This is a genomic window from Alsobacter soli, from assembly GCF_003004785.1.
GTDB classification, from domain to species: domain Bacteria; phylum Pseudomonadota; class Alphaproteobacteria; order Rhizobiales; family Beijerinckiaceae; genus Alsobacter; species Alsobacter soli.
The window spans coordinates 1-26323 of record NZ_PVZS01000001.1; the positions used below are offsets into that span (position 1 = coordinate 1).

The following is a 26323-nucleotide window of genomic DNA, read 5'->3' on the forward strand; positions in this document are numbered from 1 at the left end:
TGGTGCACAAAATAGGAATATTGTCAAGTCTTGATGAACGCCTCCGCCGTCATCCCCGGCGCGCCGCAGGCGCGGGAAGGGGATCCAGGGGCCGCGGGCCACCGATCCCTCGCGCCGCGCGGGAGGGAGGGGCGGCATCGGCCCGGCCCTCAGCCTGACCCTCTTCCCCGACCAGGGAGAAGGGGTGCGTCGGGCGGTTGCGCGGCGGCCCTGGATCCCCTTCCCGGGCTGCTGCGCAGGCCGCCGGGGATGACGCGGGAGCGAGGAGGTTGCGGCCGCGGTGGCCCTGGGCGCCCGTCCCGACGTTTCGCGCCGCCGGGATGACGCGAGGGACGAAGCGCGGGCCTTCCCCGCACGCCGGGGGAGGGAGCAAGGAGGGCGCTTCGCGCGCTCCTGCCCTTGCCACCCCCCTCCCCCGCCGCCTATCTCTGCCTCAGCACGGAAACCGGCGAGGAGAGCACCATGAGCGGCGCGGCGAGCGGCAATCCCCTTCTGGAAGCTTGGACGACGCCGTTCGGCCTGCCGCCCTTCGATCGCATCAGGCCCGAGCATTTCCGCCCCGCTTTCGACGCCGCCCTGGCGCAGAACCGGGCCGAGATCGACGCGGTCGCCAGGGATCCGGCCGAGCCCAGCTTCGCCAACACGATCGAGGCGCTTGAGCGCTCGGGCGAGTTGCTGGAGAAGGTCGGCGGCGTGTTCTGGAACCTGTCGGGCGCGCACACCAACCCGGAGATCCAGGGCATCGAGCGCGAAATGGCGCCCCGCCTCGCCAAGCACTTCAGCGAGATCGCCATGAACGCGGCCCTGTTCGGGCGCGTGGACGCTCTGTTCCGCCGGATGGACGACCTCGGCCTCGACGACGAGCAGAAGCGCGTGCTGGAGCTCACCCACAAGCGCTTCGTGCGCGCCGGAGCCCAGCTGCAGGGCGCGGACAAGGACCGCCTGGCCCAGATCGTCGAGCGCCTCGCCGCGCTCGGCGCCCAGTTCAGTCAGAACGTGCTGGCCGACGAGGCGGGCTATCGCCTGGTGCTGGAGACGGATGAGGACAAGGCCGGCCTGCCCGACTGGCTGGTGGAGGCCGCCCGGCGCGCCGGCGACGAGCTGGGACTGCCCGGTAAGGCGGTGATCACGCTCGCCCGCTCCAGCATCGAGCCTTTCCTGCAGTTCTCGACCAGCCGGGCGCTGCGCGAGAAGGCTTTCGAGGCCTGGACCCATCGCGGCGAGATGGGCGGCGACACGGATAACCGCGCCATTGTGGCCGAGACCCTGAAGCTGCGCGCCGAGCGCGCCCGCCTGCTGGGCTACCCCACCTTCGCCGCCTACAAGCTCGACAACACCATGGCCAAGACGCCCGCAGCCGTGCAGGACCTGCTCGACCGCGTCTGGGCGCCCGCCAAGGCCCGCGCCGCCGAGGAGCGGGACGACCTCGCTGCGCTGGCGCGCGAGGAAGGCGCCAATATCGCCATAGGCCCGCACGACTGGCGCCACTACGCCGCCAAGGTGCGCAAGCGCAAGCACGACCTCGACGAGGCCGAGCTGAAACCCTACCTGCAGCTCGACCGCATGATCGAGGCCGCGTTCGACACGGCCGGACGGCTGTTCGGACTGCGCTTCGCCGAGCCTCGGGACCTGCCGGTCTACCACCCGGACGTGCGCGCCTGGGACGTCACGGACGCCGGCGGCAGGCACGTGGCCGTGTTCCTGGGCGACTACTTCGCCCGGCCCTCCAAGCGCTCGGGAGCGTGGATGAGCAGCTACCGTGGCCAGCGCAAGCTCGGCGGCGAGGTGCGGCCGATCGTGGTCAACGTCATGAACTTCTCCAAGGCGGCGGAGGGCCAGCCCGCGCTGCTCAGCTTCGACGACGCCCGCACGCTGTTCCACGAGTTCGGCCACGCGCTGCACGGCATGCTGTCGGACGTGACCTATCCGTCAATCGCCGGCACCAGCGTGTCGCGAGACTTCGTGGAGTTTCCCTCGCAGCTCTTCGAGCACTGGCTCATGCAGCCCGACGTGCTTCGCCGCTTCGCCGTGCACGCCGAAACCGGCGAGTCCATGCCGGAAGCTCTGCTCGACCGGGTGCTCGCGGCCCGCAACTTCAACCAGGGCTTCGCCACGGTGGAATACGCCTCCTCCGCCCTGGTCGACCTCGCCTTCCACCAGCTGGAGGACGCGGACGAGGTCGAGCCCATCGCCTTCGAGCGCGCGGTTCTCGAGCGGATCGGCATGCCCGCCGAGATCGTGATGCGGCACAGGACGCCGCATTTCGCGCACGTGTTCTCCGGCGACGGATACTCGTCGGGCTACTACTCCTACCTGTGGTCGGAGGTGCTGGATGCGGACGGCTTCGCCGCCTTCGAGGAGGCCGGCGACATCTTCGACGCTGAGGTCGCCCGGCGGCTCCGGGACTTCGTCTACGCCGCCGGCGGCCGCCAGGACCCCGCCGAAGCCTACCGCGCCTTCCGCGGCCGCGACCCGGATGTGCAAGCCCTCCTGCGCAAGCGCGGCTTCCTCGCCGGCGAGGCCCAGCCGCCCGGCGCCGATAGCTGAACACGGCCCCCCGCAGCCCCACCCTCCCTCGCGAGGGGGAGGGTGCGCGTCGCGCCCACCCGTCATTGCGAGGTGCGCAGCGACGAAACAATCCAGAAGGACGCTCCCCGCCCCTGGATTGCTTCGCTAGCTCGCGATGACGGTCGGAAGGCTCTCACCGCACCGCCGGCACGCGGATCTCCCGCGCGCGGCAGCCGCGGCGGTCCACTTCGGGGCAGGTCTGGAAGTCGCGCAGGTCGCGCGTAAAGCAGATGCGCACCTCCTGCAGCACCTCACCCTTGCAGGACACGCTCAGCATGTCCCGGCGCAGGCCCGGGTTGGCCGCGATGAAGGCGCGCTCCAGGTCGACGCCCGTCCAGGTCTGGTCCGCCTTGGGCTCCTTCAGGTTGGGCGGGATGACCACCTTGTCGCGCGCGCTGCGCACGGCGGAGAAGTAGTCGCTCGGGCTCAGGCCCGAGCACGTGCCGTGCTTGCGCCACTCGTAGCGGGCCAGGCCCTCGTCCGGGTACACGCCCTTGGCGGCCTCCATGGCGATACGCGAGGGCGAGCGGCCGGCCGGCGAGCACTCGCTCGGGAAGCCGCGCTCGTATTGCGGCCATAGCCCATGCACCACGAAGCCGAGGCCGGAGCCCCACTGGCACTGGTCGCGGACCTTCTCGTCCCCGCCCCCGGCCGCGCAGAACCCCGGCGACCACGACAGGGCCAGGACATAGAAGTCGAAATCGCCGCCCGGCCCGCCGCGGCGCTCCCCGCCCTGCTGGGCGGAGACGGCGCCGGCGACCGCGACCGAGAGGAGGAGCGTTCCCAGAACTGCGCCGAGGCTCCTCCGCGCGAGCGCAGAGAGGCCGGAAGCCCTCGGAGAGGACGGCGTTGGCCGCCTGGACGGCTTCGCTGCGCTCGCAGAGCCAGAGAGGAAACGGGGGCGAAACGGCATGGCGGGCTCCAATCCCAAAATCAAATGGATCAAGCCGCGAGCTTACGAATGAAAACCGCAAACGAAAAGGCCGCCCGTGGGCGGCCTTCCGGTTGGCTCAGGGGCGGGCCATCTTGCAGGCCGGCGCGTAGGCCCAGCTCTTGTCGTAGCCGTTGACGCAGTATTCCACGCCCCAGCCGTAGCCGATGAAGCCGGTGTCCTCGGCGAGCGAATAGTCGATGCGGTGACGCCGCCCGTCGGTGACCACCACGGTCCCGGTGCAGAACAGGCGTGGGATGAAGTCCAGGCCCCAGGGGCGGAAGCCGAGCGGCCGCACTTTCTCGAAAGCGACGATCTGCGCGCCCGCCCAGTAGGTGGCCTCCGTCTCGGCGAAGCGGTCCTGGATCTTGCCCAGCACGGCCGGATCGGCGCATGCCGGGATGTTCTCCGGATAGGCCTTGTAGGGCAGCGTCCAGCGCTCCGCCGGCATGCGCTGCTCCGCGCTCCAGCGCTCAGTGGACCGCAGCTCGCCGGAGGACGTGCGGTATTCGACGGCTGCGGCCGGCGCGGCGGCGACGCCTGACAGGGCCACGAGGCCCAACCCCACCGCTGCGACGGCGCTCTTCGTCCTGGACATGGATCGACTGACTCCGAACCTTTGAGGCACGATGCGAAAGCGTCGCGGTGGGGTCAAGTGCAACCGGGCAACGCTCGGCTACAATCGTAACGAGAAATGGCCGAGTCTTCTGCCGTGGCTGGCCCCAACCCTCGGTCCTTGCGAGGAGCGCGGCGACGAAGCAATCCAGGGACGGCGCCGAGCCGCTGGATGGCTTCGCTTCGCTCGCCATGACGGCTGCGCGATATCTCAGGATATTCGCAGGCGAGGCGCCAGGCGCGCCCGGCCCTCAGAGCGACGCCGCAGCCCGCGCCGCCTGGTCGTAATGGCCGGACAGCGCGCGCATGGTGGCCGCGAGCTCGGACAGCTTGCGCTCGTCGAAGCCCAGTCCCTTCACGGCCTTCACCAGGAGCCCTTCGCGGATCTCGCGATACTTCGCGCAGGCGGCCGCGCCCGCGGGCGTGATGGCGACCGTCTTCTCCTTGCCGGCCTTGCCGCTCTTCACCAGCTTCAGCCGCTCCAGCTTCTTCACCGCATAGGTGACGAGGTGCGTGTCCTCGATGTTGAGCACGAGGCAGATGTCGGCGAGCCGCTTGGCCTTGCCCCGATGGTTGACGTTGTGGAGCACCAGCACGTCCAGCGCCGACAGGTCGGGATATCCCGCCGCCGCCATGCCCCGCACCATCCAGCGGTGGAAGGCGTGGGACACGAGGATGAGGCCGAACTCCACCTCCGACAACGCCGGCAGCGCCCCCGAGGCGAGATGGGCGGAGGAGACGATGGGGCCGAGATCGGAATCGCGCGGGGTGGTGGGCATGGCGTTCATCGGCTCAAGGTCGAACACGCACTCGACAGTCATACCCGGCGGCGCGCAGCGCCGGGAAGGGGATCCAGGGGCCAGCGGGCGGCCCTTCCCCCCTGGATCCCCTTCCCCTTCGCGGCTGCGCCGCTCCGGCCGGGGATGACGGAGCATGCTGGGCAGGCGCCTCACGGAGCCGCCCTCGTCCCTCACATCTTCTTGTAGGCGTCGATCACCGCCTGGCCGTTCTCGCCGGCCTTCTTGACCCAGTCAGAGGTGAGCTGTTCGCCGATCTTCTTGAAGCCTTCGGCCAGCGCCGGGCTGGGCGCCTGCACCTTCATGCCCTTAGCGGCGAGCTGGTCGAGATACCACTTGGTCTTCTCTTCCGAGAGCTTCCACCCGCGCTCCTGGGCGGCGGCGGCGGCCTTCAGCACCGCGTCCTGGGTGGGCTTGTCGAGAGCCTCGAAGGCGGCCTTGTTCACGAACACGACGTTCTTCGGCAGCCAGGCCTGGGTGTCGTAGAAGTGGTCGAGGCTCTCCCACACCTTGCTGTCGTAGCCAGTGGCGCCGGAGGACATGAACGAGTTCACCACGCCCGTGGCCAGCGCCTGGGGCAGCTCCGCCGCCTGGATGGTGACCGACTGCGCGCCGACGAGCTCGCCGATGCGGGCCGTTCCGACGTTGTAGGACCGCCACTTCAGGCCCTTCATGTCCTCGACCGTGTTCAGGTCCTTCTTGGCGTAGATCCCCTGGGGCGGCCACGGCACGGCGTAGAGCGCCATCAGGCCCTGGCTGGCGAGCTTCTTCTCAACTGCCGGACGGGAGGCGTCCCACAGCTTCTTCGAGTCCTGGAAGCTGGTGGCCAGGAAGGGCACGACGTCCACGCCGAAGATCGGGTCCTCGTTCTCGTGGATGGACAGAAGCACCTCGCCGATCTGCGCTTGTCCGGTCTGAACGGCGCGCTTGATGTCGGTGGCCTTGAACAGGGTGGCGTTGGCGTGAACCGTAATGGCGAGCTTGCCGCCGGTGGCCTGCTCCACGTCCTTCGCGAACTGGACGATGTTCTCCGTGTGGAGGTTGTCCATCGGGTAGGCGGTGGGCAGGTTCCACTTGGTCTGCGCGCCCGCGGGAGCGGCGAAGGCCAGGGCGCCGAAGCCGGCGAACAAGGCGGTGATGGCGAAGGTCCTGCGTGTCGTCATCGGTCGATCCTCGTGCATGGTTTCTTGTTGGGCGGAAGCGGGCGTCAGTCGGGGAAGGCGAGCTTCGGCAGCACCAGAACGATCTGCGGGAAGGTGGTGATGATCAACACCGCCACGTTCAGCAGCAGGAAGAACGGCAGCGCCGCCTTGGCGATGGTCATCGTGTCCTTGCCGCTCATGTTCTGCAGCACGAACAGATTGAACCCGACCGGCGGCGTGATCTGCGCCATCTCCACGTGGATGATGAGGTAGACGCCGAACCAGACGAGGTCGAAGCCGGCCTGCTTGACCATCGGCAAAACGATCACCGCCGTGAGCACGATCATCGAGATGCCGTCGATGAGGCAGCCCAGGATGATGTACATGCAGGTCAGCGCCAGCACGAGCATGTGAGGCGAGAGCTGCTGGCCCTTCACCCACTCGGCCAGCGCCGCCGGGATGCCCGTGAACGCCATGGCCGCCGTGGTGAACGCCGCGCCGGCCAGGATCAGCATGATCATGCAGGTGAGCCGGGTGGCGCTCATCACGCTGTCCAGAAACACCTGTCGGTTGAGCGTGCCGCTCCACCAGGCGAGGGCCAGGGCGCCGGTGACGCCCCATGCCGCGCACTCGGTCGCGGTGGCGAAGCCGAGGATCAGCGACAGGAAGACCACGACGATCAGCAGGAGGCATGGCAGCAGCTTGGCCGACTGGCGCAGCTTCTCGCCGAAGGGCATCGGCGGATCGCGCTCGGGCTGCTTGTCGGGGTTCAGCCACGCCCAGATGATGACGTAGCCCATGTAGAGCGCCATCACGAGCAGGCCCGGCAGGAAGCCCCCCAGGAAGACCTGCAGCACGGAGACATTCGCCGTCACGGCGTAGACGACCATGGGAATGGAGGGAGGAATGAGCAGGCCGAGCGTGCCGGAGCCCGCCAGCGTCCCGAGGCTGACCCGCTCGTCATAGCCGCGCTTCTTCAGCTCCGGCAGGGCGATCTTGCCGATGGTGGCGCAGGTCGCCGCGGAGGAGCCGGACACGGCCGCGAAGATGCCGCAGCCGATGATGTTGGTGTGGATGAGCCGCCCCGGCAGCCACTGCAGCCAGGGGGACAGGCCCCGGAACATCTGCTCGGACAGGCGCGTCCGAAACAGGATCTCGCCCATCCAGATGAACAGCGGCAGCGCCGCCAGCGTCCACGACGCCGAAGAGCTCCAGACCGTCGTCGCGAGCACCTGCCCGATGGGCACGTTGGTGCTCAGGATCATGGCCAGCAGGCCGACCAGACCGAGCCCGACGGCGATCCAGACGCCGCTGGCGAGCACGATCACCAGGAAGCCCAGCAGGATCATGGACAGTTCGGGAAGGGGGATGGCTCCGAACATGGCTCAGACTCCGCCGCCGGACGCGATGCGCTCGACCAATTCGTCAGGCGTGGCGGGCGGCTCCTGCTCGTAGGTCGGCCGGCGTCCCTGCAGCACCACGACGAGTTCGTCCAGCACGGCGATGAACAGCACCGCCAGGCCGAGCACGTAGCCTGCCTGCGGGATCCAGAGCGGCACGACGACGACGCCCTGGGACATGTCGCCGAAGCGCCAGGAGTCGAAAGCCAGTGTCCAGGCCTGCCAGGCGAAGTAGCCGATGAAGGCCGCCGCGACGGTCAGCGACACGATCTCGGCGATCTGCTTTTTGCGCCCATGCAACCGCTCGAGCAGCAGCCCGACCCGGATCATCTCGCCGCGCTTGAACGTGTGCGCCAGCCCCAGGAACGCCATGGCGACCAGCGACCAGGCGGTGAAATCGTCGCCGGCCGGGATGTTGAGCCCGAACTCGCGTCCGACGGAGAGGCCCATCATCAGCAGAAAGATCGCGACCAGGAAGAGTCCGGCGAGAATGCCCGCGCCGAGATAAAGCGCGTCGAGGAAGCGGCGGATCATGAGGCGGCGCTCCGGCGCACGGCGGCGCGCTGCGCCGGGGGGAAATGACGTGAAATCATGAAAGCGGGGTCCCTCTCCCTGGAGCCCGAAGCCTGGCGCCCTTGGGGTCATCCAAGCATGGCGTGAAGCGGATGCTAAGCGGGGATTTCACGACGTCAACAATTTATCGACGTTTTGCAAAAATCCGCTTCACAAGCCGGCCCGAGGCTGGCTAGGCTCCGCACGTTCGCCGCCCATGCAAGAGGGCGGCCACGGAATCATGCCGCCGTCATCCCCGGCCGGAGCGGCGACGCCGCGGAGGGGAAGGGGATCCAGGGGCCAACGCACAGCCTCCTGGATCCCCTTCCCGCGCCTGCGGCGCGCCGGGGATGACGGAAGCGGCAGCTTGAGGGAGACCACCATGACCACAGCGCGCTGGGATTTCTGGATCGACCGCGGCGGCACCTTCACAGACGTGGTGGGCCGCGATCCGTCCGGCGCGCTGCACGCCCGCAAACTGCTGTCTGAGAACCCCGAGGCCTACCGGGACGCCGCCGTGCAGGGCATCCGCGACCTGCTCGGCCTGGCGCCCGGCGCGGCCATCCCGGCCGGCGCCATCGGTGACGTCCGCATGGGCACCACGGTGGCGACCAACGCCCTGCTGGAGCGCAAGGGCGAGCGCACCCTGCTTGTCACCACGAAGGGCTTCCGCGACGCCCTGCGCATCGGCTACCAGGCCCGCCCTCACATCTTCGCCAAGGCCATCGTCAAGCCCGAGCAGCTCTATGCCGAGGTGGTCGAGGTGGCCGAGCGCGTGCGCGCCGACGGGACGGTTGAGCAGGCGCCCGACCTCGCCGCGGTGCGCGCCCAGCTGGAGGCCGCAAAGGCGGCCGGCTTCCAGGCGGTCGCGGTTGTGTTCATGCACGCCTACCGCTACCCGGAGCACGAGCGGCAGGTCGGCGCCCTCGCCCGCGAACTCGGCTTTCCGCAGGTGTCCGTGAGCCACGAGGTGAGCCCGCTCATTAAGCTGGTCGGCCGCGGCGACACCACCGTGGTGGACGCCTATTTGTCGCCCATCCTGGGCCGCTACGTGCAGCAGGTCGCCTCCGAACTGGACGCGGAGCGGTCAGGCGCCCGCCTGATGTTCATGATGTCTTCCGGCGGACTTACGGCCGCGAACCTCTTCGCCGGCAAGGACGCCATCCTGTCGGGCCCGGCGGGCGGCGTGGTGGCGCTGGCCGAGACCGGCAAGGAAGCCGGCTTCGGCCGCGTCATCGGCTTCGACATGGGCGGCACCTCCACGGACGTGGCCCACTTCGACGGCGAGTACGAGCGCGCCTTCGAGACGGAAGTGGCCGGCGTGCGCATGCGCGCGCCGATGATGCTGATCCACACGGTGGCGGCCGGCGGCGGCTCCATTCTGCACTTCGACGGCTCGCGCTTCCGCGTAGGTCCTGATTCGGCCGGCGCCAACCCGGGCCCGAAGTGCTATCGCCGTGGCGGCCCACTGGCCGTCACTGACGCCAACGTCATGCTCGGCAAGCTCCAGCCGGCCTTCTTCCCGAAGATCTTCGGGCCGAACCAGGACCAGCCCCTCGACGCCGAGAGCGTGCGCTCGGCCTTTGCAGAGCTTGCCGCCCAGGTGGGCGATGGCCGCTCGCCCGAGGAGGTGGCCGACGGTTTCGTCCAGATCGCCGTGGCCAACATGGCCGAGGCGATCAAGAAGATCTCCGTCGCGCGCGGCTACGACGTCACCCAATACGCGCTGAACGCCTTCGGCGGCGCCAGCGGTCAGCACGCCTGCCTGGTGGCCGACGCGCTGGCCATGAAGACGGTGCTGATCCACCCCTTCTCATCCCTGCTCTCGGCCTATGGCATGGGCCTCGCCGACATCCGCGCCACGCGCCAGCAGGCGATCGAGGAGCCCTTCGCGCCGGCCGTGCTTGACACGCTCGCCCGCGAGGCGGAGCGCCTCGGCGCCGTGTGCCGCGACGAGGTTGCGGGCCAGGGCGTCCCGGCGGACGCCATCACGCTGCATGTCCGCGCACATGTGCGCTACGCTGGCACGGACACCTCGCTGGAGGCGCCTGTCGCCCTGAATGCCGCAGAGGGGGATCACGCGGCCGCCCCTGGATCCCCTTCCCGCGCCTTTGGCGCGCCGGGGATGACGCCGGAGAGCGCGGATACCCTCCTCGCCGCCATGCGCGAGCACTTCCAGGCCGCGCACCGCGCCCGCTTCGGCTTCATCGACGAGACCAAGCCGCTGGTCGTGGAGGCGATCTCCGTGGAGGCCGTCGGCGGAGGAGCCGGCATCGCCGAGCACGAGGAAGCCCCGGCCGCCGGTCCGCTCCCCGAGCCGGCCGAGCGCACCCGCTTCTTCAGCGCGGGCGCGATGCGCGACGGCGCCGTCTACCTGCGCGACCAGCTCGCCCCTGGCCACGTGGTGAAGGGCCCGGCCCTTGTGATCGAGCCGCACCAAACCGTGGTGATCGAGGACGGCTGGCAGGCGGCTCTCACCGCCAAGGATCACCTCGTCCTCACCCGCGCGGTCGCGCTGCCCAAGCGCACGGCGGTGGGCACCAGCGCCGACCCGGTGATGCTGGAGATCTTCAACAACCTGTTCATGTCCATCGCCGAGCAGATGGGGGTGACGCTGCAGAACACCGCCTATTCGGTGAACATCAAGGAGCGGCTCGACTTCTCCTGCGCGGTGTTCGACCACGAGGGCGCGCTGGTCGCCAACGCTCCGCACATGCCGGTGCACCTGGGCTCCATGGACAAGTCCGTGGAGACGATCATCCGGCTGAACGAGGGCAAGATCCGCCCCGGCGACGTCTACATGCTGAACGCCCCCTACAACGGGGGCACGCACCTGCCCGACATCACCGTTTGTACCCCGGTATTCGACAAGGCGGGCGAGAAGATCCTGTTCTGGGTCGCCTCACGCGGCCATCACGCCGACGTGGGCGGTGTGGCGCCCGGCTCAATGTCCCCGCTGGCCACCACCATCGAGGAGGAAGGCGTCTATATCGACAACTTCAAGATCGTGGATGCGGGCCGCTTCCGCGAGGCCGAGACGGAGGCGCTGCTGCTCGGCGCCAAGTACCCGGTCCGCAACGTCGTCCAGAACGTCAACGACCTGAAGGCCCAGATCGCCGCCAACGAGAAGGGCGTGAAGGAGCTCTCCAAGGTCATCGCCGAGTTCGGCCTCGACGTGGTGCAGGCCTACATGGGCCACGTCCAGGACAACGCCGCCGAAAGCGTCCGCCGCGTGCTCGACCGGCTGCATGACGCCGAGTTCGAATACCCGATGGACCAGGGCTGCGCCATCAAGGTCCGGATCACCGTGGACAAGGAGAAGCGCGAGGCGACGGTCGACTTCACCGGGACGTCCGAGCAGCGACCGGACAACTTCAACGCCCCGGCGCCCGTGACCCGCGCGGCGGTGCTCTACGTGTTCCGCGTCATGGTGGACGACGAGATCCCCATGAACGCCGGCTGCCTGCGGCCGATCCGCATTGTGGTGCCGGAAGGCTCCATGCTGTCGCCGCGCTACCCGGCCGCCGTCGTGGCCGGAAACGTGGAGGTCTCGCAGGCGGTCACCAACTGCCTGTTCGGCGCCCTGAAGGCCATGGCGGCCTCCCAGGGCACCATGAACAACCTGACCTTCGGCGACGATCGCTACCAGTATTACGAGACCATCTGCTCCGGCTCTCCCGCCGGCCCCGGCTTTGACGGCACGCCGGGCGTCCACGTCCACATGACCAACTCGCGCCTCACCGACCCGGAGGTCCTGGAATACCGCTTCCCGGTGCTGCTGGAAGACTTCCACATCCGCGCCGGCTCGGGCGGCAAGGGCCGGTGGAAGGCGGGCGACGGCACCAGCCGCACCATCCGGTTCCTGACCCGCATGGAATGCGCCATCCTCTCCAGCCACCGCAAGGTGCGCCCCTTCGGCCTGGAGGGCGGTGCGCCCGGCGAATGCGGCCGCACCCTGGTGCGCCGCCTGGATGGGCGGATCGAGGAACTCGGCGGCTGCGACCAGACCGTGCTGGAGGCTGGCGAGGCCGTGACGGTGATCACGCCGACGGGCGGTGGGTTCGGGAAGGCTTAGCACGGCGACGTCCCGCCGCAGCCGGGGCGCGAGCCGCCCCGGAACCACCTCATGCGCACCGCGTTGGCCGGGCTCTCCCCTTCCAACAAGGAGCGCACGCCATGACCGACATCGGGCAGGCCAAGATTCTCATTCTGGCGACCGACGGTTTCGAGCAGTCCGAGCTCACCAAGCCTCTGGAGCAATTGAAGCAGGCGGGCGCGACGGTGCACGTCGCCTCGCCCGAGAAGACTATGAAGCCCGGCGAGATCCGCGGCTGGAACCACACCGACTGGGGCCAGAGCGTGAAGGTCGACAAGCCGCTCTCCCAGGTGAAGTCCGACGATTACGACGCGATCGTGCTGCCGGGTGGGCAGATCAACCCGGACAAGCTGCGCATGGAGCCCCAGGCCGTGCAGCTGGTGAAGCAGTTCTATGACAGTGGCAAGGTGGTCGCCGCCGTCTGCCACGGCCCCTGGCTGCTGGTGGAGTCCGGCGTCGCCAAGGGCCGCACCGTGACTTCCTGGCCGTCGGTGAAGACCGACCTCAAGAACGCCGGCGCCAACTGGGTCGACCAGCAGGTCGTCTCGGACAAGGGCCTCGTCACCAGCCGCAAGCCCGACGACCTTGACGCCTTCGTGGCCAAGATCATCGAGGAGGTGAAGGAAGGCCGCCACGAACGCCGCGCCGCCTGACGCGCCTTGCTGCTCCGCCGCCTTTGCGAAGAGCGGGGCGGCGAAGCACGCCAGAAGACCAGGCGCCTAGCTCGACCGTGGCGCCTGGTCCAGCCCCGGGCATGGCGACTTGAGCCGCAGCCGAAGCCGGCGCCCCGTTGACCCGCGGCCCGAAACGCCCTTCATGGCCGCATGAACTACCGTCACGCCTACCATGCGGGGAACTTCGCCGACGTACTCAAGCACGCCGTGCTCGCGCGCATTCTCGTCCATCTATGCCAGAAGACGGCCCCGTTCCGCGTCATCGACACCCACGCGGGCATCGGCCGCTACGACCTCGCCGGGGTCGAGGCGGGCAAGACGGGCGAATGGCGCGACGGCGTCGGCCGGCTGGAGGCGCAGCCGCTGGCAGGCGAGGCGGCCGGCCTGCTCGAGCCTTACTGGCGCGCGATCCGGGAAACGCGCGCCTTCCACGGCGCGAGCGCCTATCCCGGCTCGCCCCTGATCGCCGCCGCCCTGGCGCGGGCGCAGGACAAGCTGGTCTTTATCGAGAAGCACCCGCAGGACGTGCGGCTCCTCGCCGAGGCGCTCGGCAAGGACAAGCGCGCCAAGGTGCTCGAACTGGACGGCTGGACCGCCCTCAACGCCTATGTGCCGCCGGTGGAGAAGCGGGGCCTCGTGCTGATCGACCCGCCCTTCGAGGAGCCGGGAGAGTTCGCCCGCATGGCCGAGCGCCTGGCGAAGGCCTGGGCCAAGTGGCGCACCGGCATCTACGCCCTGTGGTTCCCCGTCAAGGACGTGCGCGAGCGCGACGCGTTCTACGTGGCCGTGGAGGAGAGCGGGATCGAGAAGGCGCTGCGCATCGAGCTGCTTCGCCACCCCGCCTCCCGCGCCGGCGACGTGCTGGCCGGCAGCGGCATGCTGGTCGTGAATCCACCCTGGACCCTGAAAAACGAGATGGAGGTCCTGGGTCCCGCCCTGGCCTCAACTCTGGGCCTCGATGGCGAGGGCCTGTTTCGATGTGACTGGCTGGTCCCGGAACAGGCAAGCAAACGTCCGAAGGCCTAGCGCTTTCGGGCTGTTTACCCGAGCAAAGCCGGCAAACCTATATCGAAGGAGGTAGGCGCGGCCATGATCATGAACCCCTGTCTACTTGTCAGAGCGCGAAACTCGGAAGACATTTTTGAAGCGCGCTCGAGCGGATGGTTGGGAATGGCCTGAACAGGCTTGGCGAGACCTTGACGCCTCGAAAGGGCGTCGGCGGGCTCATGCTGCATACGTCGCTCGCGCGCGGATTTTGAGGCGTGCGGCGGGCGCCAGGAGGCGCCCGGCGAGGGGAGCGTGGCATGACGCAGCACGGAATCGTGAAGTTCTTCAACACCGAAAAGGGATACGGCTTCATCAAGCCCGACGATGGCGGACGAGACATTTTCGTCCACGTCACAGCGGTGTCCCGGGCAGGGCTGCCCTCCCTGGACCAGGGCCAGAAGGTCGCCTTCGAGATCGAGCCCGACAAGAAGGGCAAGGGCCCCAAGGCGGTGAACCTCGTCGTGCTGCCCGGCGCCTGAGAGGCCTCCGGAACGACAAAGGCCCGGCGGATCGCCGGGCCTTGCTGCTTGGGGCTGAGCGCCCGGCCGATCAGAACTTGTAGTTCGCGCCGGCGCGGATCACGTTGACGCTGTTGTTCACGCCGCGCGGTCCGCCCGGGTACTTGGCGTCCTCGAGGCCGTAGTAGAGATACTCGGCCCGCACCGTCATGTTCGGGTTCATCATCATCTCGGCGCCGCCGCCCACGACGTAGCCCGCGTGGGTGTCGTCCGTATGGCCGTTGAAGCCCTTGATCTGCGTCGTTCCCATGGCCACGCCGCCCGTCACGTAGGGCAGCACATTGCCGACCGCGTAGCCGGCGCGGGCGCGCAGGCTGCCCAGCCACTTCTGGCGGGTCTTCTCCGTGAAGCTGTTGTTGCGCACGCCCGACGCGGTCAGGTCGGCCTCGCCGCCCACCACGACGTTGTTGAGCTGGACGTTGTAGCCGACCTGGGCGCCGCCCACGAGGCCGGAAGTGTTCGCCGGGCCTACCTTGCCGAAGCCGCCGCCGGCGTGAACGCCCGCATAGAGGCCCTGCCAGGTCGGGACCGGAGCCGCATAGCCCGTGGCGACGTAGGGATCGCGGCGGCTCGGCAGATCGGCCGCCTCGGCGCGGCCACCCGCCGCAACCGCCAGCAGCAGGACTACCGGAACGAATCTGCGCGAATTGGACATGTTCAAAACCCCTTGCTCGCGGCCGTAACCACGACCGTCTTGAGCAAAGGCAATATCGCTAATGAGCGGTAGTGTTAATCGAAGCTGATTCGCAGGGTCAATATTCCATGAACCACGCAGGAATTCATTAACCCTCGGGTAGGAGACGTGAAGAATTGTTTAACGTTAGCGCTTTGTTACGCCCTGGGGCGGAATTCGGGCGCGGCCCCGTGCCCGCCACAATGACGCTCGCGTTCGAGCCCTTGTTCCACGCCCCGGGACGTGGCAAGCGGGGCGCATGAACGCCAGCAAGCTCCCTCTTTCGGTCTTCATCATCGCCAGGAACGAGGCCGACCGAATCGGACGCACCATCGACGCGGTGAGGGAGATCAGCGACGACGTGATCGTGGTGGACAGCCTGTCGACCGACGGCACCCAGGCGGTCGCGGCCGAGCGCGGCGCGCGCGTGGTGGAGCACGCCTTCGAGGGCTACGGCATGCAGAAGCGCTTCGGCGAGACGCTCTGCCGCCACGACTGGATGCTGAACGTGGACGCCGACGAGGTGGTGCCTGCCGACCTGGCGGAGGAAATCCGTGCCCTGTTCGCCAGGGGCGAACCCGACGCCGACGGCTTTCGCATCCGCATCGCCGAGATTTTTCCTGGCGAAGGCGCCCCGCATCGATTCGCTTATGCGCTCGCCCCGGTGCGGCTCTACCGCAAGGACAAAGGGACCTATAACCCTTCACCGGTCCACGACCGCGTGGACCTCGTCCCCGGCGCGCGCGTGAAGAAGCTGCGCGGCACCATCCACCACTTCTCCGTGCGCTCGCTCGGAGACCAGATGGCCAAGCTGAACCGCTACACGGATGCGCTCGTAGACGACCTTGCAGCGCGCGGCGAGACGATCAGCATGTTCCGGCTGGTGGCGGAGTTCCCTGCCAACTTCGTGAAGGCCTATCTCGGCCGCCGCCATTTCCTGCGGGGAGCCTACGGCTTCATGACGGCCATGAATTTCGCCTTTTATCGCTACCTGCGGGTGGCCAAGCACATCGAGATGCGCCAGCGCGCCAGGGCCGAGAAGGAAGGCCGTCTGTGAGCGCCCGCCCCGTCGCGCTGGTCACGGGCGGGGCCAAGCGCATCGGCGCCGCCATCGTGCGCAGGCTCGCGAAGGCGGGCTATGACGTGGCCATTCACTGTGGCACATCCAGGGCTGACGCTGCGGACCTCGCCGCCGCGCTGCCGCCGCCTGCCCGCGCGGCGGTGGTCTGCTGTGATCTTGCGAACCCGGCTGAACTCGCAGCCCTCATGCCAGCCGCTCGCGAGGCGCTGGGCCCCGTGTCGCTGCTGGTGAACAGCGCCTCCCTCTTCGAGCCGGATACCCTGCAAACGCTCGAACCTGCCCTCTGGGAGCGCCATTTCGCCGTGAACCTGCGCGCCCCGGTCTTCCTGGCCCAGACCTTCGCGGCCCAGTGCTCCGACGGCGCGGACGCCTCGATCGTGAACATCCTCGACCAGCGCGTGCTGCGCCCGAATCCCGGGTTCTTCTCCTACGCGCTGACGAAGTCAGCCCTGTTCTCCGCAACCGTCACCATGGCCCAGGCCCTTGCGCCGGCGGTCCGTGTCAACGCCGTGGCACCGGGGCCCACGCTCGCCAACATCCACGACGGCGAGGACGGCCTCGCCCGCGAGATCGCCGGCGTGCCGCTTCAACGCGGCGTCGAGCCCGACGAGATCGCCGACGCCGTCCTCTACCTGGCGCGCGCCCGGAGCGTCACCGGTCAGACGATCGCCGTGGACGCAGGCCAACACCTGGGCTGGCGCACCCCGGACGTCGTTTAGCCGCATCCGCCTCCGTCCTTGCGAGGAGCGCAGCGACGAAGCAATCCAGCGCCACGTGCCCACACCCCGCCCCCTGGATTGCTTCGCTGCGCTCGCAAGGACGACGGGTTCTTTGACCACCGACACGAGGCCATGTGCGCCGTCATCCCCGGCGCGCCGAAGGCGCGGGAAGGGGACCCAGGGGCAAGGCCCGCATTTGCCCTGGATCCCCTTCCCCTCCGCCGCTGCGCGGCTCCGGCCGGGGATGACGGCCAGTGTCAGGACCGTGGATGCAATGGACCCAGCGGATCGTGTCCGCTCAGTCAGGGCGGCCTGGCTGGAAACCTACCCCTCCAGCACGATCGCCGAGATCAGCCGGCCGTAGTCCGGCTCGCCACGGTGCGTGGTGCGGCGATAGCTGAAGAACCGCTCCGGGTCCGCATAGGTGCAGAGCTTCAGGTCGACGAAGCGGCCGACCCCGGCTCGCGTGAGCCGCGCCGCGATATAGGCCGGCAGGTCGAAGAAGGCGTGTCCGGGCTTCTCGCTCGGCCGGAAGTAGCGCGCGTTGTCCGGGCTCTGCTCTTCGAAGCGGGCGACGAATTCCGGTCCGACCTCGTAGGCCGCGCTGGAGATGGTGGGGCCGAGCACGGCCGTGACCCGCTCGCGCCGGGCGCCGAGCTCCTCCATGCGGTTCAGCGTGGACTCCAGCACGCCCGTGAAGGCGCCCTTCCAGCCCGAGTGGCACCCTCCAACGACGCGGCCTTCCGGGTCGGCGAACAGGACCGGTCCGCAGTCGGCGGTCGAGATGGCGAGCGCCAAGCCCGGGCGGTTTGTGGCGAGCCCGTCCGCCTTGGGCCGGTCGCCCGGCCAAGGCCCTTCCGCGACCACCACGTCCGGCGAGTGCACCTGGTGCACGTTGACCAGGCGGTCGGGAGCGACACCCATCGACTCCGCCATGCGCTTGCGGTTCTCGGCGACCGCGGCCCGGTCGTCGGCGGAGCCCAGCCCGCCATTCAGGCTGGCGTAGATGCCCCCCGAGACGCCGCCCTGGCGGGTGAAGAAAGCATGCCGAACGCCGGGCAGATCCAGTTCGGGGGCGCGGATCATCATGGGGCAGGCTCCGATTCGGGGGTGGTCAGGGTCAGTCCGTGCCGGCCGGGCTGTCAAATCCAGGCAGCGGGCCAAGCCTCGGATCGGCGACGGCGATCACCTTGAACAACTCGCCCATGCCCTCGCCGCCACCAGCCAACCTGTGGACGGCGGCGTCGATCGCAGTCGCGCCCTCCGGGGAGACCTTTCGCTTCAGGACCGCGGCTCGCGCGTCGAGCCCGAGCGCCCTCAGGAAGTCGCCCTGCGTCACGGGACCGTGCACGGCCGCGCCGGCCTGGGCGGCGACCCGCCCCAGCGCGGCGAAATCGACATGCGCGGTCAGGTCCGCTTCGCCCGGCTCGGCAAGCGGGTCCACGAAGCGGTGCCGCCGCACCGCCTGCAGTGTATCACCCGGGGCCGTGCGGAGGTGGCCGTAGTCGATCGCCAGCGCCGCCCCGCCCTGGGCGGCGAGGCGGCCGGCAAGCTGGCGCATGACCCCCGCGCTCTCCTCGGCGATCTCCAGGACTGCGCCCGACGCCCCTTGCGCTCCGGCCAGGGTCGGCTCGGGCTCGGGCGCCAGGCCGAAGCCCAGCGTTCCCTCGGGCGACAGTCCCACCAGCCGCTCGCGCCAGCCATCGGGGGTCCGCACGAACTGCCGGATCGGCAGAGCGTCGAAGAACTCGTTGGCGATCACCAGCGCCGGGCCGGACGGGACGGTTTGTAGGCGCTCGTGCCACGTCACCGGGACGCCCGCCGTGGCCAGCGTCGTGCGCTGGCGGTCGCGGAGCACGGGGCTCGTTTCGACCAGATGCACGTCAAGGGCCCCCCGGAACGGCGGCAGAGCCTTGGCGGCCCGAACGGCGTCCGCCATCAGCGTGCCACGGCCGGGGCCGCACTCCACCAAACGCACCGGCGAGGGCCCGCCCATGCGGGTCCACACGTCCGCGCACCACAGGCCGATGAGCTCGCCGAACATCTGCGAGACCTCGGGCGCGGTGACGAAGTCGCCCTCCGCCCCGAAGGGATCGCGCGTCATGTAGTAGCCGTGGCGAGGGTCGCCGAGGCACAGCGCCACATAGCGGGCCACGCTGATCGGCCCCTCGGAGGCGATCAGCGCCGCGATGTGGCGGCCGAGCGGCGTCACGGCCGCGCCGGCTCCAGGGCCGGCCTGCGGAACGCGTTGGCGACCAGCGCAAGCCCGGCCAGCAGCATGGGCGTGGACAGCACCATGCCCATGGTCAGCACGGAGTTGATGACCTCGCTGGCGTCCGGCTGGCGAAAGAACTCGCAGAAGGAGCGCGCCAGCGCGTACCCTATGGCGAAGACCCCGGCCAGGAGCCCTGGGCGGCGGAAGCCGGCGGCCCGCGCCACCAGGCTGACCACGACGAGCAGCAGCACGCCCTCGGTGAGCGCCTCGTAGATCTGGCTCGGATGGCGCGGCAGGTCGTCGGCGCGGGGGAAGATCACCGCCCAGGGCACGTCCGTGGGCCGGCCCCAGAGCTCCTGGTTGATGAAGTTCGCGAGCCGGCCGAAGAACAGCCCGATGGGCGCCACGACGGCGAAGAGGTCAAGCACCGTCAACACCGAAAGGCCGCGCCGGTAGGCGAAGATCGCGATCGCCACAAGCACGCCGATCAGCCCGCCGTGGAAGGCCATGCCGCCTTTCCACACCTGCAGGATTTCGAGCGGGTTCTCGCGGTAATACGGCCAGCCGTAGAACAGCACGTGGCCGATGCGCCCGCCGAGCACCACCCCGAGCGCCGCGTAGACCAGGAGGTCGTCCAGATCCTCCACCGTCGGGCGCTTCTGGCCGGCGGCCCACAGGCCATCCGCCTGGCAAAGGCGCCGCATGGCGAACCAGCCTAGCACCAGCCCCGCCACATAAGCCAGGGCGTACCAGCGGATCGCGAGCGGCCCGACGCTGATCAGCACCGGATCGATCACGGGAAACGGGATCGCGAACAGGGGCATACGCCGGCTCCGGAGCGGCTGCCGCCGCGGGCCGCCCTGAATGGGCCCGCGCGCCCCGGTGCGTCAAGACCGGCCGGGCTGCACGGGCTGCGGCAGCCGTGCTATTGAGCCGCGCACCGCCGCCGCCCATCTGAAAAGGGCGGGCTAGCCAACAGCTCGGCAGCATCATTCCTGAAGGAGCACACCATGGCCCAGAACCGCATCTTCGACGACATGGCGCGCCTGTTCACGGACGCCGCCGGCATGGCCCAGGGCGTGCGCCGCGAGGCCGAGGGCGTCATGAAGGCCCAGTTCGAGCGCCTGCTGCGCGACATGGACGTGGTGACCCGCGAGGAGTTCGAGGCCGTGCGCGAGATGGCCGTGCTCGCCCGCGAGGAAAACGAGCGCCTGGCCGCCCGCGTGGCCGCCCTGGAGGCCCGCCTGGCCGGGGCGGAGAGTGGCGACGCCGCCGCAGAACTGTGAATGAATCCTTAAACCGAACGCTTCGGTTGTGGACGAAGGGGCGCCGCGAATTGCGCCGCGGCGCCGAATCCATGACGGTCCAACTCGCTCGTTGTGCGGCGTGACTCACGCGCTGTATCGTCGAGACGAGAGGTGATTCGCCGCGTGAATCCAGAGGGTTGTTAAGACTCTCCAAACACGGCGAAACACCCCAACCGGGGAACGGCATGTCGGCCATGGAATTCGAAATCGTCGAACGCAACGAGCACCCGCTCGACGTCGTGGAGCGCCTCGCCAGCGTCCATGACTGGTCGTTCGACCGGGCCGACGTCAACGAGATCTCGGTCACGGTCGCCGGCGCCTGGGGCGACTACCAGATCGCCTTCACCTGGCTGGACGAGCTCGAGGCGCTGCACGTCGCCTGCGCCTTCGACCTCAAGATCCCGGCGCGCCGCCGCCCCGAGATGCTGGAGCTTGTCTCCCTCATCAACGAGCAGCTCTGGGTCGGCCATTTCGACCTGTGGCCGAGCGAGGACGTGGTGATGTTCCGCCACTCGCTGCTGCTGGCCGGCGGCGCCGAGCCCAACGGCAGCCAGTGCGAGACCCTGCTCAAGGTCGCCACCCAGGCCTGCGACCGCTACTACCAGTCCTTCCAGTTCGTGCTCTGGGCCGGCAAGACCCCGCGCGAGGCCATGGCCGGCGCGATGTTCGAGACGGTCGGCCACTGCTGAAGGCAGGCCCTCGACAGCCCTTTCCCGGTTGAGCGATAACGGAGGGCCGCCCGACCCGGGCGGCCGCATCGAGGCGCCGCCATGTCTGCTCCCCTGCCCTCCTCCCTCGTCCTGATCGGCTGCGGCAAAATGGGCGGCGCCATGCTGGAAGGCTGGCTCCGCAATGGCCTGCCCGGCGACCGCATCACGGTGATCGACCCGAACGCGAACATGGGCCTCGTGGCCTTCTGCGAGCGGCACGATGTCACGCTCAACCCGCCCATGTCGCAGGTCGAGGCGCCCGAGGTGCTGGTGCTCGGCGTCAAGCCGCAGATGCTGGACGCCGCTGCGGACGACATCGCCCATCTCGCCGCCCCCGGCGCCCTCGTGCTGTCCATCCTGGCCGGCAAGACGCTGGCCAACCTCAAGGCCCGCCTGCCCCAGGCGCGCGCCCTCATCCGCGCCATGCCGAACCTGCCTGCCTCCGTGGGGCGCGGCGTCACCGGTTGCGCAGGCAGCCCCGAGGTCAGCGACGCGCAGCGCGAGCTCGCCAACACCCTGCTGCGCGGCGTCGGCCGCGTGGAATGGGTCGAAAACGAGGATCTGATCGACGCTGTGACGGCGGTGTCCGGCTCCGGCCCGGCCTATGTGTTCTACCTTGTGGAATGCCTCGCCAAGGCGGGCGCGGCCCAGGGCCTTCCGCCCGACCTCGCCGAGCGCCTCGCCCGCGCCACCATAGAGGGGGCCGGCGAGTTGCTGCACCGCTCCGACCTCCCGCCCTCGACGCTGCGCGAGAACGTCACGTCCCCTGGCGGCACCACGGCCGCCGCGCTGTCCGTGCTCATGGCCGGCGACGGCCTGGAGCCCCTGCTCCGCGACGCCGTGGCAGCCGCCCGCAAGCGCGCGGAAGAACTCAGCGGCTGAGGCGCCCGCGCCGCCGTCTTTGCAAGGAGCCCATTGGCGAAGGCGCGACCGACGCCCTATCTTCCCCGGTGAGACACTCGCATCCCGGAGAAAGCGCCATGGCCCGCCAGCCCAGCCGCAAGTCCGCCGCCACGCCCGAGACCGGCGCCGCAGCCACGGCCGGCGCCGGGTCGCCCCCCTCCGGCTCGCCGCGCGACCGCATCATCGACGCCCTGATGGATCTCGCCGCCGACCGGGACTGGGACGAGATCGAAATCCGCCACATCGCCGAACGCGCCGGCGTGTCCCTGTCCGAGTTCCGCGACGCCTTCCCGTCGAAGGGCGCCATCCTCGCCGGATTCTCGCGCCGACTGGACAAGATCGTGCTCGACGGAACCACGGACGACCTCGAGGGCGAGAGCGTCCGCGAGCGCCTGTTCGACGTCATGATGCGGCGCCTCGACGCCATGGCGCCGTACCGCGAGGCCCTGCGCCGCATCACGCCGGCCATCCGGCGCGACCCGCTCTCGCTGGCCGCGATGAACCAGCTCCTTTCGAACTCGATGCGTTTCATGCTGGCCGCCGCCGGCATCGACACGAGCGACGCCCTCGGCCCCGTCAAGGTGCAGGGCGCCGTCCTGGTCTGGGCCCGCGTGCTCGACACGTGGCTTGACGATGACGACCCCGGCCTCGCCCGCACCATGGCGACGCTCGACCGCGAACTGGCCCGCGGCGGCCGCTTCATGCGCGCGCTGGACGACGTCTGCCGGCTGACCGCCCCCTTCCGCGCCTTCTTCGACCGCGCGGCCCGGCGCCGCCGCGACTATCGCGAGCGCCGTCGCGCGCCCCGCGACGAGGAGGACTACGACGGCGACGAGGCCGGAGCGGCGGCGATCTGATCAGTCCTTCTTTGGGCCGCCAACCGGCGCGGACACGGCGGATCCTCCACGCGGAGGAACGGGCGGTCGCGAGTTTGGCTCGGGGCGGACGCCATCTCTAACCCTGACCGGTGGGTGTAGCGCTGTACGATCTGTCTGGGTCGGCGGGCTCATTTCAGTTCACCTTCTGCGGAAAAGACTTCAATAAGCGAGTAGTCCTCGGGGCGGATCACGAAGCCTTTCGTGTCTGGAACTTTGTCCACAAACTTGCCCTCCGTGTCGAGGGTCCATGTCTCCTCCACGTACATATGGCCGCTGTTTGGATAAACCGCGGCGAATGATCGCTCGCCGTAATATCCACCCAGTTTGCTCCCGTCCTTGAGGTGGAAGAGGACGAAGCACCTTTCTTTACGCTGAAACAGGTCGTCCCAGCCATTTTTGGAAGTCATCAAGACCAGTTGGCGCCTTGCTAATCTCTTCAATGCGACCCGAAAGATGATGGGCCAGATGGCTGGCAGCACGACAGCGAATATCAGAATGGCAGCCCACTGGAGCGGTCGAGAAAAGGCCGTAACATCAACGAGAAGGAAAAGCGGGCCGAGCAGGATCAAATGTAAGAGCCCGAAGAGGAGGGCCTCGAAAACCTGATCCTTTAGGTCACGCGGCCCAACCGGCGAGATCAATGAATATATCTTGAGAGAGATAAACCCGGGCAAAGTCAGCATCGCCGCCAATAGCCATTTGGCGAGATCGAGCTCAAGCGCTTTGAAAATCTCAGGCACGCAGCAACTCCCAGCGCAGGCTAGCTGTCGCCGGCATTCTCTGGAAGAAACCAGAGGTTGCGTATTCTCTACACCGGCACCCGCACCAGCGCCCTGAGCCCACCCATCGGGCTCTCGCCCAGCACGACGTCGCCGCCGTGGGAGCGGGCGATGTCGCGGGCGATGGCGAGGCCGAGCCCGGTGCCGCCCTCGTCCACGTTACGGGCCTCATCCAGGCGCACGAAGGGTTTGAACACCTCCTCGCGGTGGTCCGGCGGCACGCCAGGGCCGTCGTCATCCACCGTGATGGTGAGCCAGCGCGGGTCGCGGGCCGCCGTGATGGCGATGCGGTTGCCGTGGCGCACCGCATTTGTGACGAGGTTGGCGATGCAGCGCTTGAACGCGTCCGGCCTCACGGTGGCGACGGGGTCGCCGCTGACGGTCACCTCCGTGGCGTGCCCCTGCCGTTCGGCGTCGGCCTTCAGCTCCTCCAGGAGCCAGCCCATGTCGGTCGGCGCCGACTGCTCGCCGGCGTCGCCGCGGGCGAACGACAGGTAGGCCTCCAGCATGCGGCTCATCTCGTCGACGTCCTTCTTGAGGGCGTCGAGCTCCGGCGTGTCCTCGTCCATGAGGGCGAGCGACAGCTTGAAACGGGTCAGGATGGTGCGCAGGTCGTGGCTGACGCCGTTGAGCATCGCGGTGCGCTGCTCCATGGCGCGCTCGATGCGCCGGCGCATCTCGATGAAGGCGTGCCCGGCCTGCCGCACCTCGCGGGCCCCGCGAGGGCGGAAATCCGTGTCCCGCCCCTTGCCGAAGCTCTCGGCCGCGGCGGCGAGCTTCAGGATCGGCCGGATCTGGTTGCGCAGGAAGATGACGGCGATCGACAGGAGCACGAAGGACGTGCCCAGCATCCACATCAGGAAGATGTGCGAGTTCGATGCGTAGGCCTGGGACCGCCGGGTCAGGACCCGCAATACGCCCTTGTCCAGCTGGATCCGGACTTCGATGATGTTGGAGCGCCCCACCGTGTCGATCCAGTAGGGCCGGCCGATCTGTGTGCGGATCTCGCGCGAAAGCGTGCTGTCCAGGATGGAGAAGAACGGCTTGGGCGCCGGCGGCGGCAGCGGGCCCGGCGGCAGCATCTCGATGTCGAGGCCGAGCCGATCGCTCGCGATCCGGCTCAGCGTCTCGTAGTCCTTGTCCTGCGGATAGCTCTCGGCGACGTCGATCAGCGCCGCGATGTCCTGGGTGACCGCGGCGGAGAGCCTTCGCGTCACCGTCTGCCAGTGCCGTTCCATGAAGGCGTAGGCCAGCACGGACTGCAGGATCACCATCGGGGCGATGATGATGATGAGCGCGCGGGCGAAGAGCCCTTTCGGCAGCCGCTTGCCGATCCAGCGCGCCGCTCGCCGCCACAGGGCGACGGGCGGCCGGAAGACCGCGCTGTTCTGGATGCCGCTGCTCAGTCTCACCAGGGCGCTCGGTCAGTCCACGTAGAGCCGGTAGCCGATGCCGCGCACGGTTTGCAGCAGGAGCGGGTTTGCCGGATCTTCCTCGATCTTACGCCGGAGGCGGTTGATCTGCACGTCGACAGTGCGCTCGTTGGAGACCTCCCCGGAGCCCGCGAGGTCCTCCCGCGGCACCGTCTCGCCGGGCCGGGAGGCCAGGACGGTCAGCATCTCGCGCTCGCGGTCGGTGATGCGGACAATCTCCTCGCCCTGCCGCAACTCGCCCCGGTCGAGCCGATACGTGAAAGGCCCGAAGCGCACGACCTCCGGTGCTCCCGAGGGGGGCGGCGGCGGTGCGGCCGCGGTCTGCCGGCGGATGATGTTCTTGAGCCGCAACAGCAATTCGCGGGGCTCGAAGGGCTTGGGCAGGTAATCGTCCGCCCCGATCTCGAGCCCCCGCACCCGGTCGCTGGCGTCCGCCCGCGCGGTGAGCATCAGGATGGGGGTGGACGAGCTCTCGCGGATCCAGCGCGCCAGGTCGAACCCGTTCTCGCCCGGCATCATCACGTCCAGCACGTAGCCGTCGAACAGCAGGCTGGCGATGCGGGACCGCGCCTCGGCCGCGTCCTGCGCGGTTGTGACGCGGTAGCCGTTGTCGGACAGGAACCGCCCGAGCAGGTCCCGGAGCCGACGGTCGTCGTCCACGACCAGAATGTGCGGGGCGTCGTCGGGCGGCGGCTGGCTCGGCCGCGTCGGGCTCACGACCGGCTCTCCAGGTCGTCGTCATGCTGGGCGAGTTGCGCCACCACGGGCCGGTCGGCGGGTTCGATCATGGCGGCCAGGAACCGCTTCGCCGCGGCCTCCGTGCCGGCCCCGCATTCGGCGAGCGCGCGGTCGATGCGCTTGGTCTGCATGCAGGCGAGGTCCACCGCCAGGGCGCGGCCGCGCGGCGTGGCGTAGAGCAGGCGCTGCCGCCGGTCCGTCAGGCCCTCCCGCTGCTCCACGTAGCCTTTCTCCAGAAGTTCCTTCAGCACCCGGTTCAGGCTCTGCTTGGTGATGCGCAGGATGTCCAGCAGGGCCGCGATGGTCAGCCCGGGGTTGCGCTCCACGAAATGCAGCACGCGGTGATGGGCGCGCCCGAAGCCGTACTGCTCGAGCGTGCGGTCCGGGTCGCCGACGAAGTCGCGATAGGCGAAGAAGAACAGCTCGATCAGCTCATATTGCGGCCGCTCTACCGGGGGTTCCGGAGCCGCGGGCGTGCGCATTCCAAGGGCCGTCTGCATGTGGGTTGTATCAACCTGCCGTCAGTTACGTCAGTGATGTTGACATA

At 69.0% G+C, this 26323-nt stretch carries 25 protein-coding genes; 11 read left to right on the forward strand and 14 right to left on the reverse strand.

Going from position 1 to position 26323, the window contains the following annotated elements:
• Positions 1 to 462: 462 nt before the first annotated feature.
• Positions 463 to 2547 carry a M3 family metallopeptidase gene (locus tag SLNSH_RS00005; protein ID WP_106334598.1) on the forward strand — a complete coding sequence of 695 codons (2085 nt, stop codon included), beginning with the start codon at positions 463 to 465 and terminating at the stop codon, positions 2545 to 2547.
• Positions 2548 to 2701: 154 nt separating this feature from the next.
• Here the strand turns inward: SLNSH_RS00005 and SLNSH_RS00010 are convergent, their stop codons facing one another.
• The 6 genes from SLNSH_RS00010 to SLNSH_RS00035 all read right to left on the reverse strand — a co-directional run bounded on the left by SLNSH_RS00010 (position 2702) and on the right by SLNSH_RS00035 (position 7987).
• The gene (locus SLNSH_RS00010; RefSeq protein WP_106334599.1) at positions 2702 to 3481 is read right to left on the reverse strand and encodes a ribonuclease T2 family protein; all 780 of its coding nucleotides are present in this window, start codon (positions 3479 to 3481) and stop codon (positions 2702 to 2704) included.
• 97 nt (positions 3482 to 3578) lie between these two features.
• Positions 3579 to 4097 (reverse strand): hypothetical protein, encoded by a 519-nt coding sequence (locus SLNSH_RS00015; protein WP_106334600.1) that lies wholly within the window; start codon positions 4095 to 4097, stop codon positions 3579 to 3581.
• Between the two features lie 268 nt (positions 4098 to 4365).
• Positions 4366 to 4893: a winged helix DNA-binding protein gene (locus tag SLNSH_RS00020; protein ID WP_106334879.1), complete on the reverse strand. Its 528-nt coding sequence runs from the start codon at positions 4891 to 4893 to the stop codon at positions 4366 to 4368.
• A 191-nt stretch (positions 4894 to 5084) separates the two neighbouring features.
• Positions 5085 to 6074 carry a TRAP transporter substrate-binding protein gene (locus tag SLNSH_RS00025; RefSeq protein WP_106334601.1) on the reverse strand — a complete coding sequence of 330 codons (990 nt, stop codon included), beginning with the start codon at positions 6072 to 6074 and terminating at the stop codon, positions 5085 to 5087.
• Between the two features lie 44 nt (positions 6075 to 6118).
• Complete coding sequence (locus SLNSH_RS00030) at positions 6119 to 7435, reverse strand: TRAP transporter large permease (RefSeq protein WP_106334602.1); 1317 nt, start codon at positions 7433 to 7435, stop codon at positions 6119 to 6121.
• Positions 7436 to 7438: 3 nt separating this feature from the next.
• Positions 7439 to 7987: a TRAP transporter small permease gene (locus SLNSH_RS00035; protein ID WP_106334603.1), complete on the reverse strand. Its 549-nt coding sequence runs from the start codon at positions 7985 to 7987 to the stop codon at positions 7439 to 7441.
• A 400-nt stretch (positions 7988 to 8387) separates the two neighbouring features.
• Between SLNSH_RS00035 and SLNSH_RS00040 the strand changes: the two genes are divergently transcribed.
• The 4 genes from SLNSH_RS00040 (at position 8388) to SLNSH_RS00055 (ending at position 14301) form a co-directional block, all read left to right on the forward strand.
• Entirely contained in the window at positions 8388 to 12080 is a 3693-nt protein-coding gene (locus SLNSH_RS00040) for a hydantoinase B/oxoprolinase family protein (RefSeq protein WP_106334604.1), read from the forward strand.
• A gap of 101 nt (positions 12081 to 12181) precedes the next feature.
• Positions 12182 to 12754 carry a type 1 glutamine amidotransferase domain-containing protein gene (locus SLNSH_RS00045; RefSeq protein WP_106334605.1) on the forward strand — a complete coding sequence of 191 codons (573 nt, stop codon included), beginning with the start codon at positions 12182 to 12184 and terminating at the stop codon, positions 12752 to 12754.
• A 171-nt stretch (positions 12755 to 12925) separates the two neighbouring features.
• Positions 12926 to 13801: a 23S rRNA (adenine(2030)-N(6))-methyltransferase RlmJ gene (locus SLNSH_RS00050; RefSeq protein ID WP_106334606.1), complete on the forward strand. Its 876-nt coding sequence runs from the start codon at positions 12926 to 12928 to the stop codon at positions 13799 to 13801.
• Between the two features lie 278 nt (positions 13802 to 14079).
• Positions 14080 to 14301 carry a cold-shock protein gene (locus tag SLNSH_RS00055; protein WP_106334607.1) on the forward strand — a complete coding sequence of 74 codons (222 nt, stop codon included), beginning with the start codon at positions 14080 to 14082 and terminating at the stop codon, positions 14299 to 14301.
• A 70-nt stretch (positions 14302 to 14371) separates the two neighbouring features.
• Here SLNSH_RS00055 and SLNSH_RS00060 read toward each other — a convergent pair whose 3' ends face one another.
• A complete protein-coding gene (locus SLNSH_RS00060; protein ID WP_146140136.1) occupies positions 14372 to 14995 on the reverse strand; it encodes an outer membrane protein in 624 nt (207 codons plus the stop codon).
• Positions 14996 to 15272: 277 nt separating this feature from the next.
• Here SLNSH_RS00060 and SLNSH_RS00065 point away from each other — a divergent pair, with 277 nt between their 5' ends.
• Both SLNSH_RS00065 and SLNSH_RS00070 read left to right on the forward strand, forming a co-directional pair.
• Positions 15273 to 16070: a glycosyltransferase family 2 protein gene (locus tag SLNSH_RS00065; protein ID WP_106334609.1), complete on the forward strand. Its 798-nt coding sequence runs from the start codon at positions 15273 to 15275 to the stop codon at positions 16068 to 16070.
• Positions 16067 to 16813 (forward strand): SDR family oxidoreductase, encoded by a 747-nt coding sequence (locus SLNSH_RS00070; RefSeq protein WP_106334610.1) that lies wholly within the window; start codon positions 16067 to 16069, stop codon positions 16811 to 16813. Before SLNSH_RS00065 ends, SLNSH_RS00070 begins: the two co-directional genes overlap by 4 nt.
• 324 nt (positions 16814 to 17137) lie before the next feature.
• Here the strand turns inward: SLNSH_RS00070 and pgeF are convergent, their stop codons facing one another.
• Genes pgeF through lgt form a run of 3 tightly spaced genes read right to left on the reverse strand, consistent with a single transcriptional unit; the run spans position 17138 to position 19852 of the window.
• Positions 17138 to 17902 (reverse strand): peptidoglycan editing factor PgeF, encoded by a 765-nt coding sequence (pgeF, locus tag SLNSH_RS00075; RefSeq protein WP_106334611.1) that lies wholly within the window; start codon positions 17900 to 17902, stop codon positions 17138 to 17140.
• Positions 17903 to 17933: 31 nt separating this feature from the next.
• Positions 17934 to 19025, reverse strand: coding sequence for a class I SAM-dependent methyltransferase (locus tag SLNSH_RS00080; protein ID WP_106334612.1), 1092 nt, complete (start codon positions 19023 to 19025; stop codon positions 17934 to 17936).
• Positions 19022 to 19852, reverse strand: coding sequence for a prolipoprotein diacylglyceryl transferase (gene lgt, locus SLNSH_RS00085; protein ID WP_106334613.1), 831 nt, complete (start codon positions 19850 to 19852; stop codon positions 19022 to 19024). Before lgt ends, SLNSH_RS00080 begins: the two co-directional genes overlap by 4 nt.
• A gap of 186 nt (positions 19853 to 20038) precedes the next feature.
• On the opposite strand from lgt, the gene SLNSH_RS00090 reads away from it, so the two are divergent.
• The 4 genes from SLNSH_RS00090 (at position 20039) to SLNSH_RS00105 (ending at position 22805) form a co-directional block, all read left to right on the forward strand.
• Positions 20039 to 20314, forward strand: coding sequence for an accessory factor UbiK family protein (locus SLNSH_RS00090; RefSeq protein WP_106334614.1), 276 nt, complete (start codon positions 20039 to 20041; stop codon positions 20312 to 20314).
• 206 nt (positions 20315 to 20520) lie between these two features.
• Positions 20521 to 21024: a type III secretion system chaperone family protein gene (locus SLNSH_RS00095; protein WP_106334615.1), complete on the forward strand. Its 504-nt coding sequence runs from the start codon at positions 20521 to 20523 to the stop codon at positions 21022 to 21024.
• An 81-nt stretch (positions 21025 to 21105) separates the two neighbouring features.
• A complete protein-coding gene (gene proC / locus SLNSH_RS00100; RefSeq protein ID WP_106334616.1) occupies positions 21106 to 21927 on the forward strand; it encodes a pyrroline-5-carboxylate reductase in 822 nt (273 codons plus the stop codon).
• A gap of 98 nt (positions 21928 to 22025) precedes the next feature.
• Positions 22026 to 22805, forward strand: a complete 780-nt coding sequence (locus SLNSH_RS00105; protein ID WP_146140137.1) for a TetR/AcrR family transcriptional regulator — start codon at positions 22026 to 22028, stop codon at positions 22803 to 22805.
• A 149-nt stretch (positions 22806 to 22954) separates the two neighbouring features.
• Here the strand turns inward: SLNSH_RS00105 and SLNSH_RS00110 are convergent, their stop codons facing one another.
• The 4 genes from SLNSH_RS00110 to SLNSH_RS00125 all read right to left on the reverse strand — a co-directional run bounded on the left by SLNSH_RS00110 (position 22955) and on the right by SLNSH_RS00125 (position 26258).
• Positions 22955 to 23566, reverse strand: coding sequence for a DUF6338 family protein (locus SLNSH_RS00110; protein ID WP_106334617.1), 612 nt, complete (start codon positions 23564 to 23566; stop codon positions 22955 to 22957).
• Between the two features lie 68 nt (positions 23567 to 23634).
• Positions 23635 to 24963, reverse strand: a complete 1329-nt coding sequence (locus SLNSH_RS00115; protein ID WP_245421952.1) for an ATP-binding protein — start codon at positions 24961 to 24963, stop codon at positions 23635 to 23637.
• A 66-nt stretch (positions 24964 to 25029) separates the two neighbouring features.
• The gene (locus tag SLNSH_RS00120; RefSeq protein ID WP_106334618.1) at positions 25030 to 25755 is read right to left on the reverse strand and encodes a response regulator; all 726 of its coding nucleotides are present in this window, start codon (positions 25753 to 25755) and stop codon (positions 25030 to 25032) included.
• Complete coding sequence (locus tag SLNSH_RS00125; protein ID WP_245421954.1) at positions 25752 to 26258, reverse strand: MarR family winged helix-turn-helix transcriptional regulator; 507 nt, start codon at positions 26256 to 26258, stop codon at positions 25752 to 25754. Before SLNSH_RS00125 ends, SLNSH_RS00120 begins: the two co-directional genes overlap by 4 nt.
• Positions 26259 to 26323 lie beyond the last annotated feature (65 nt).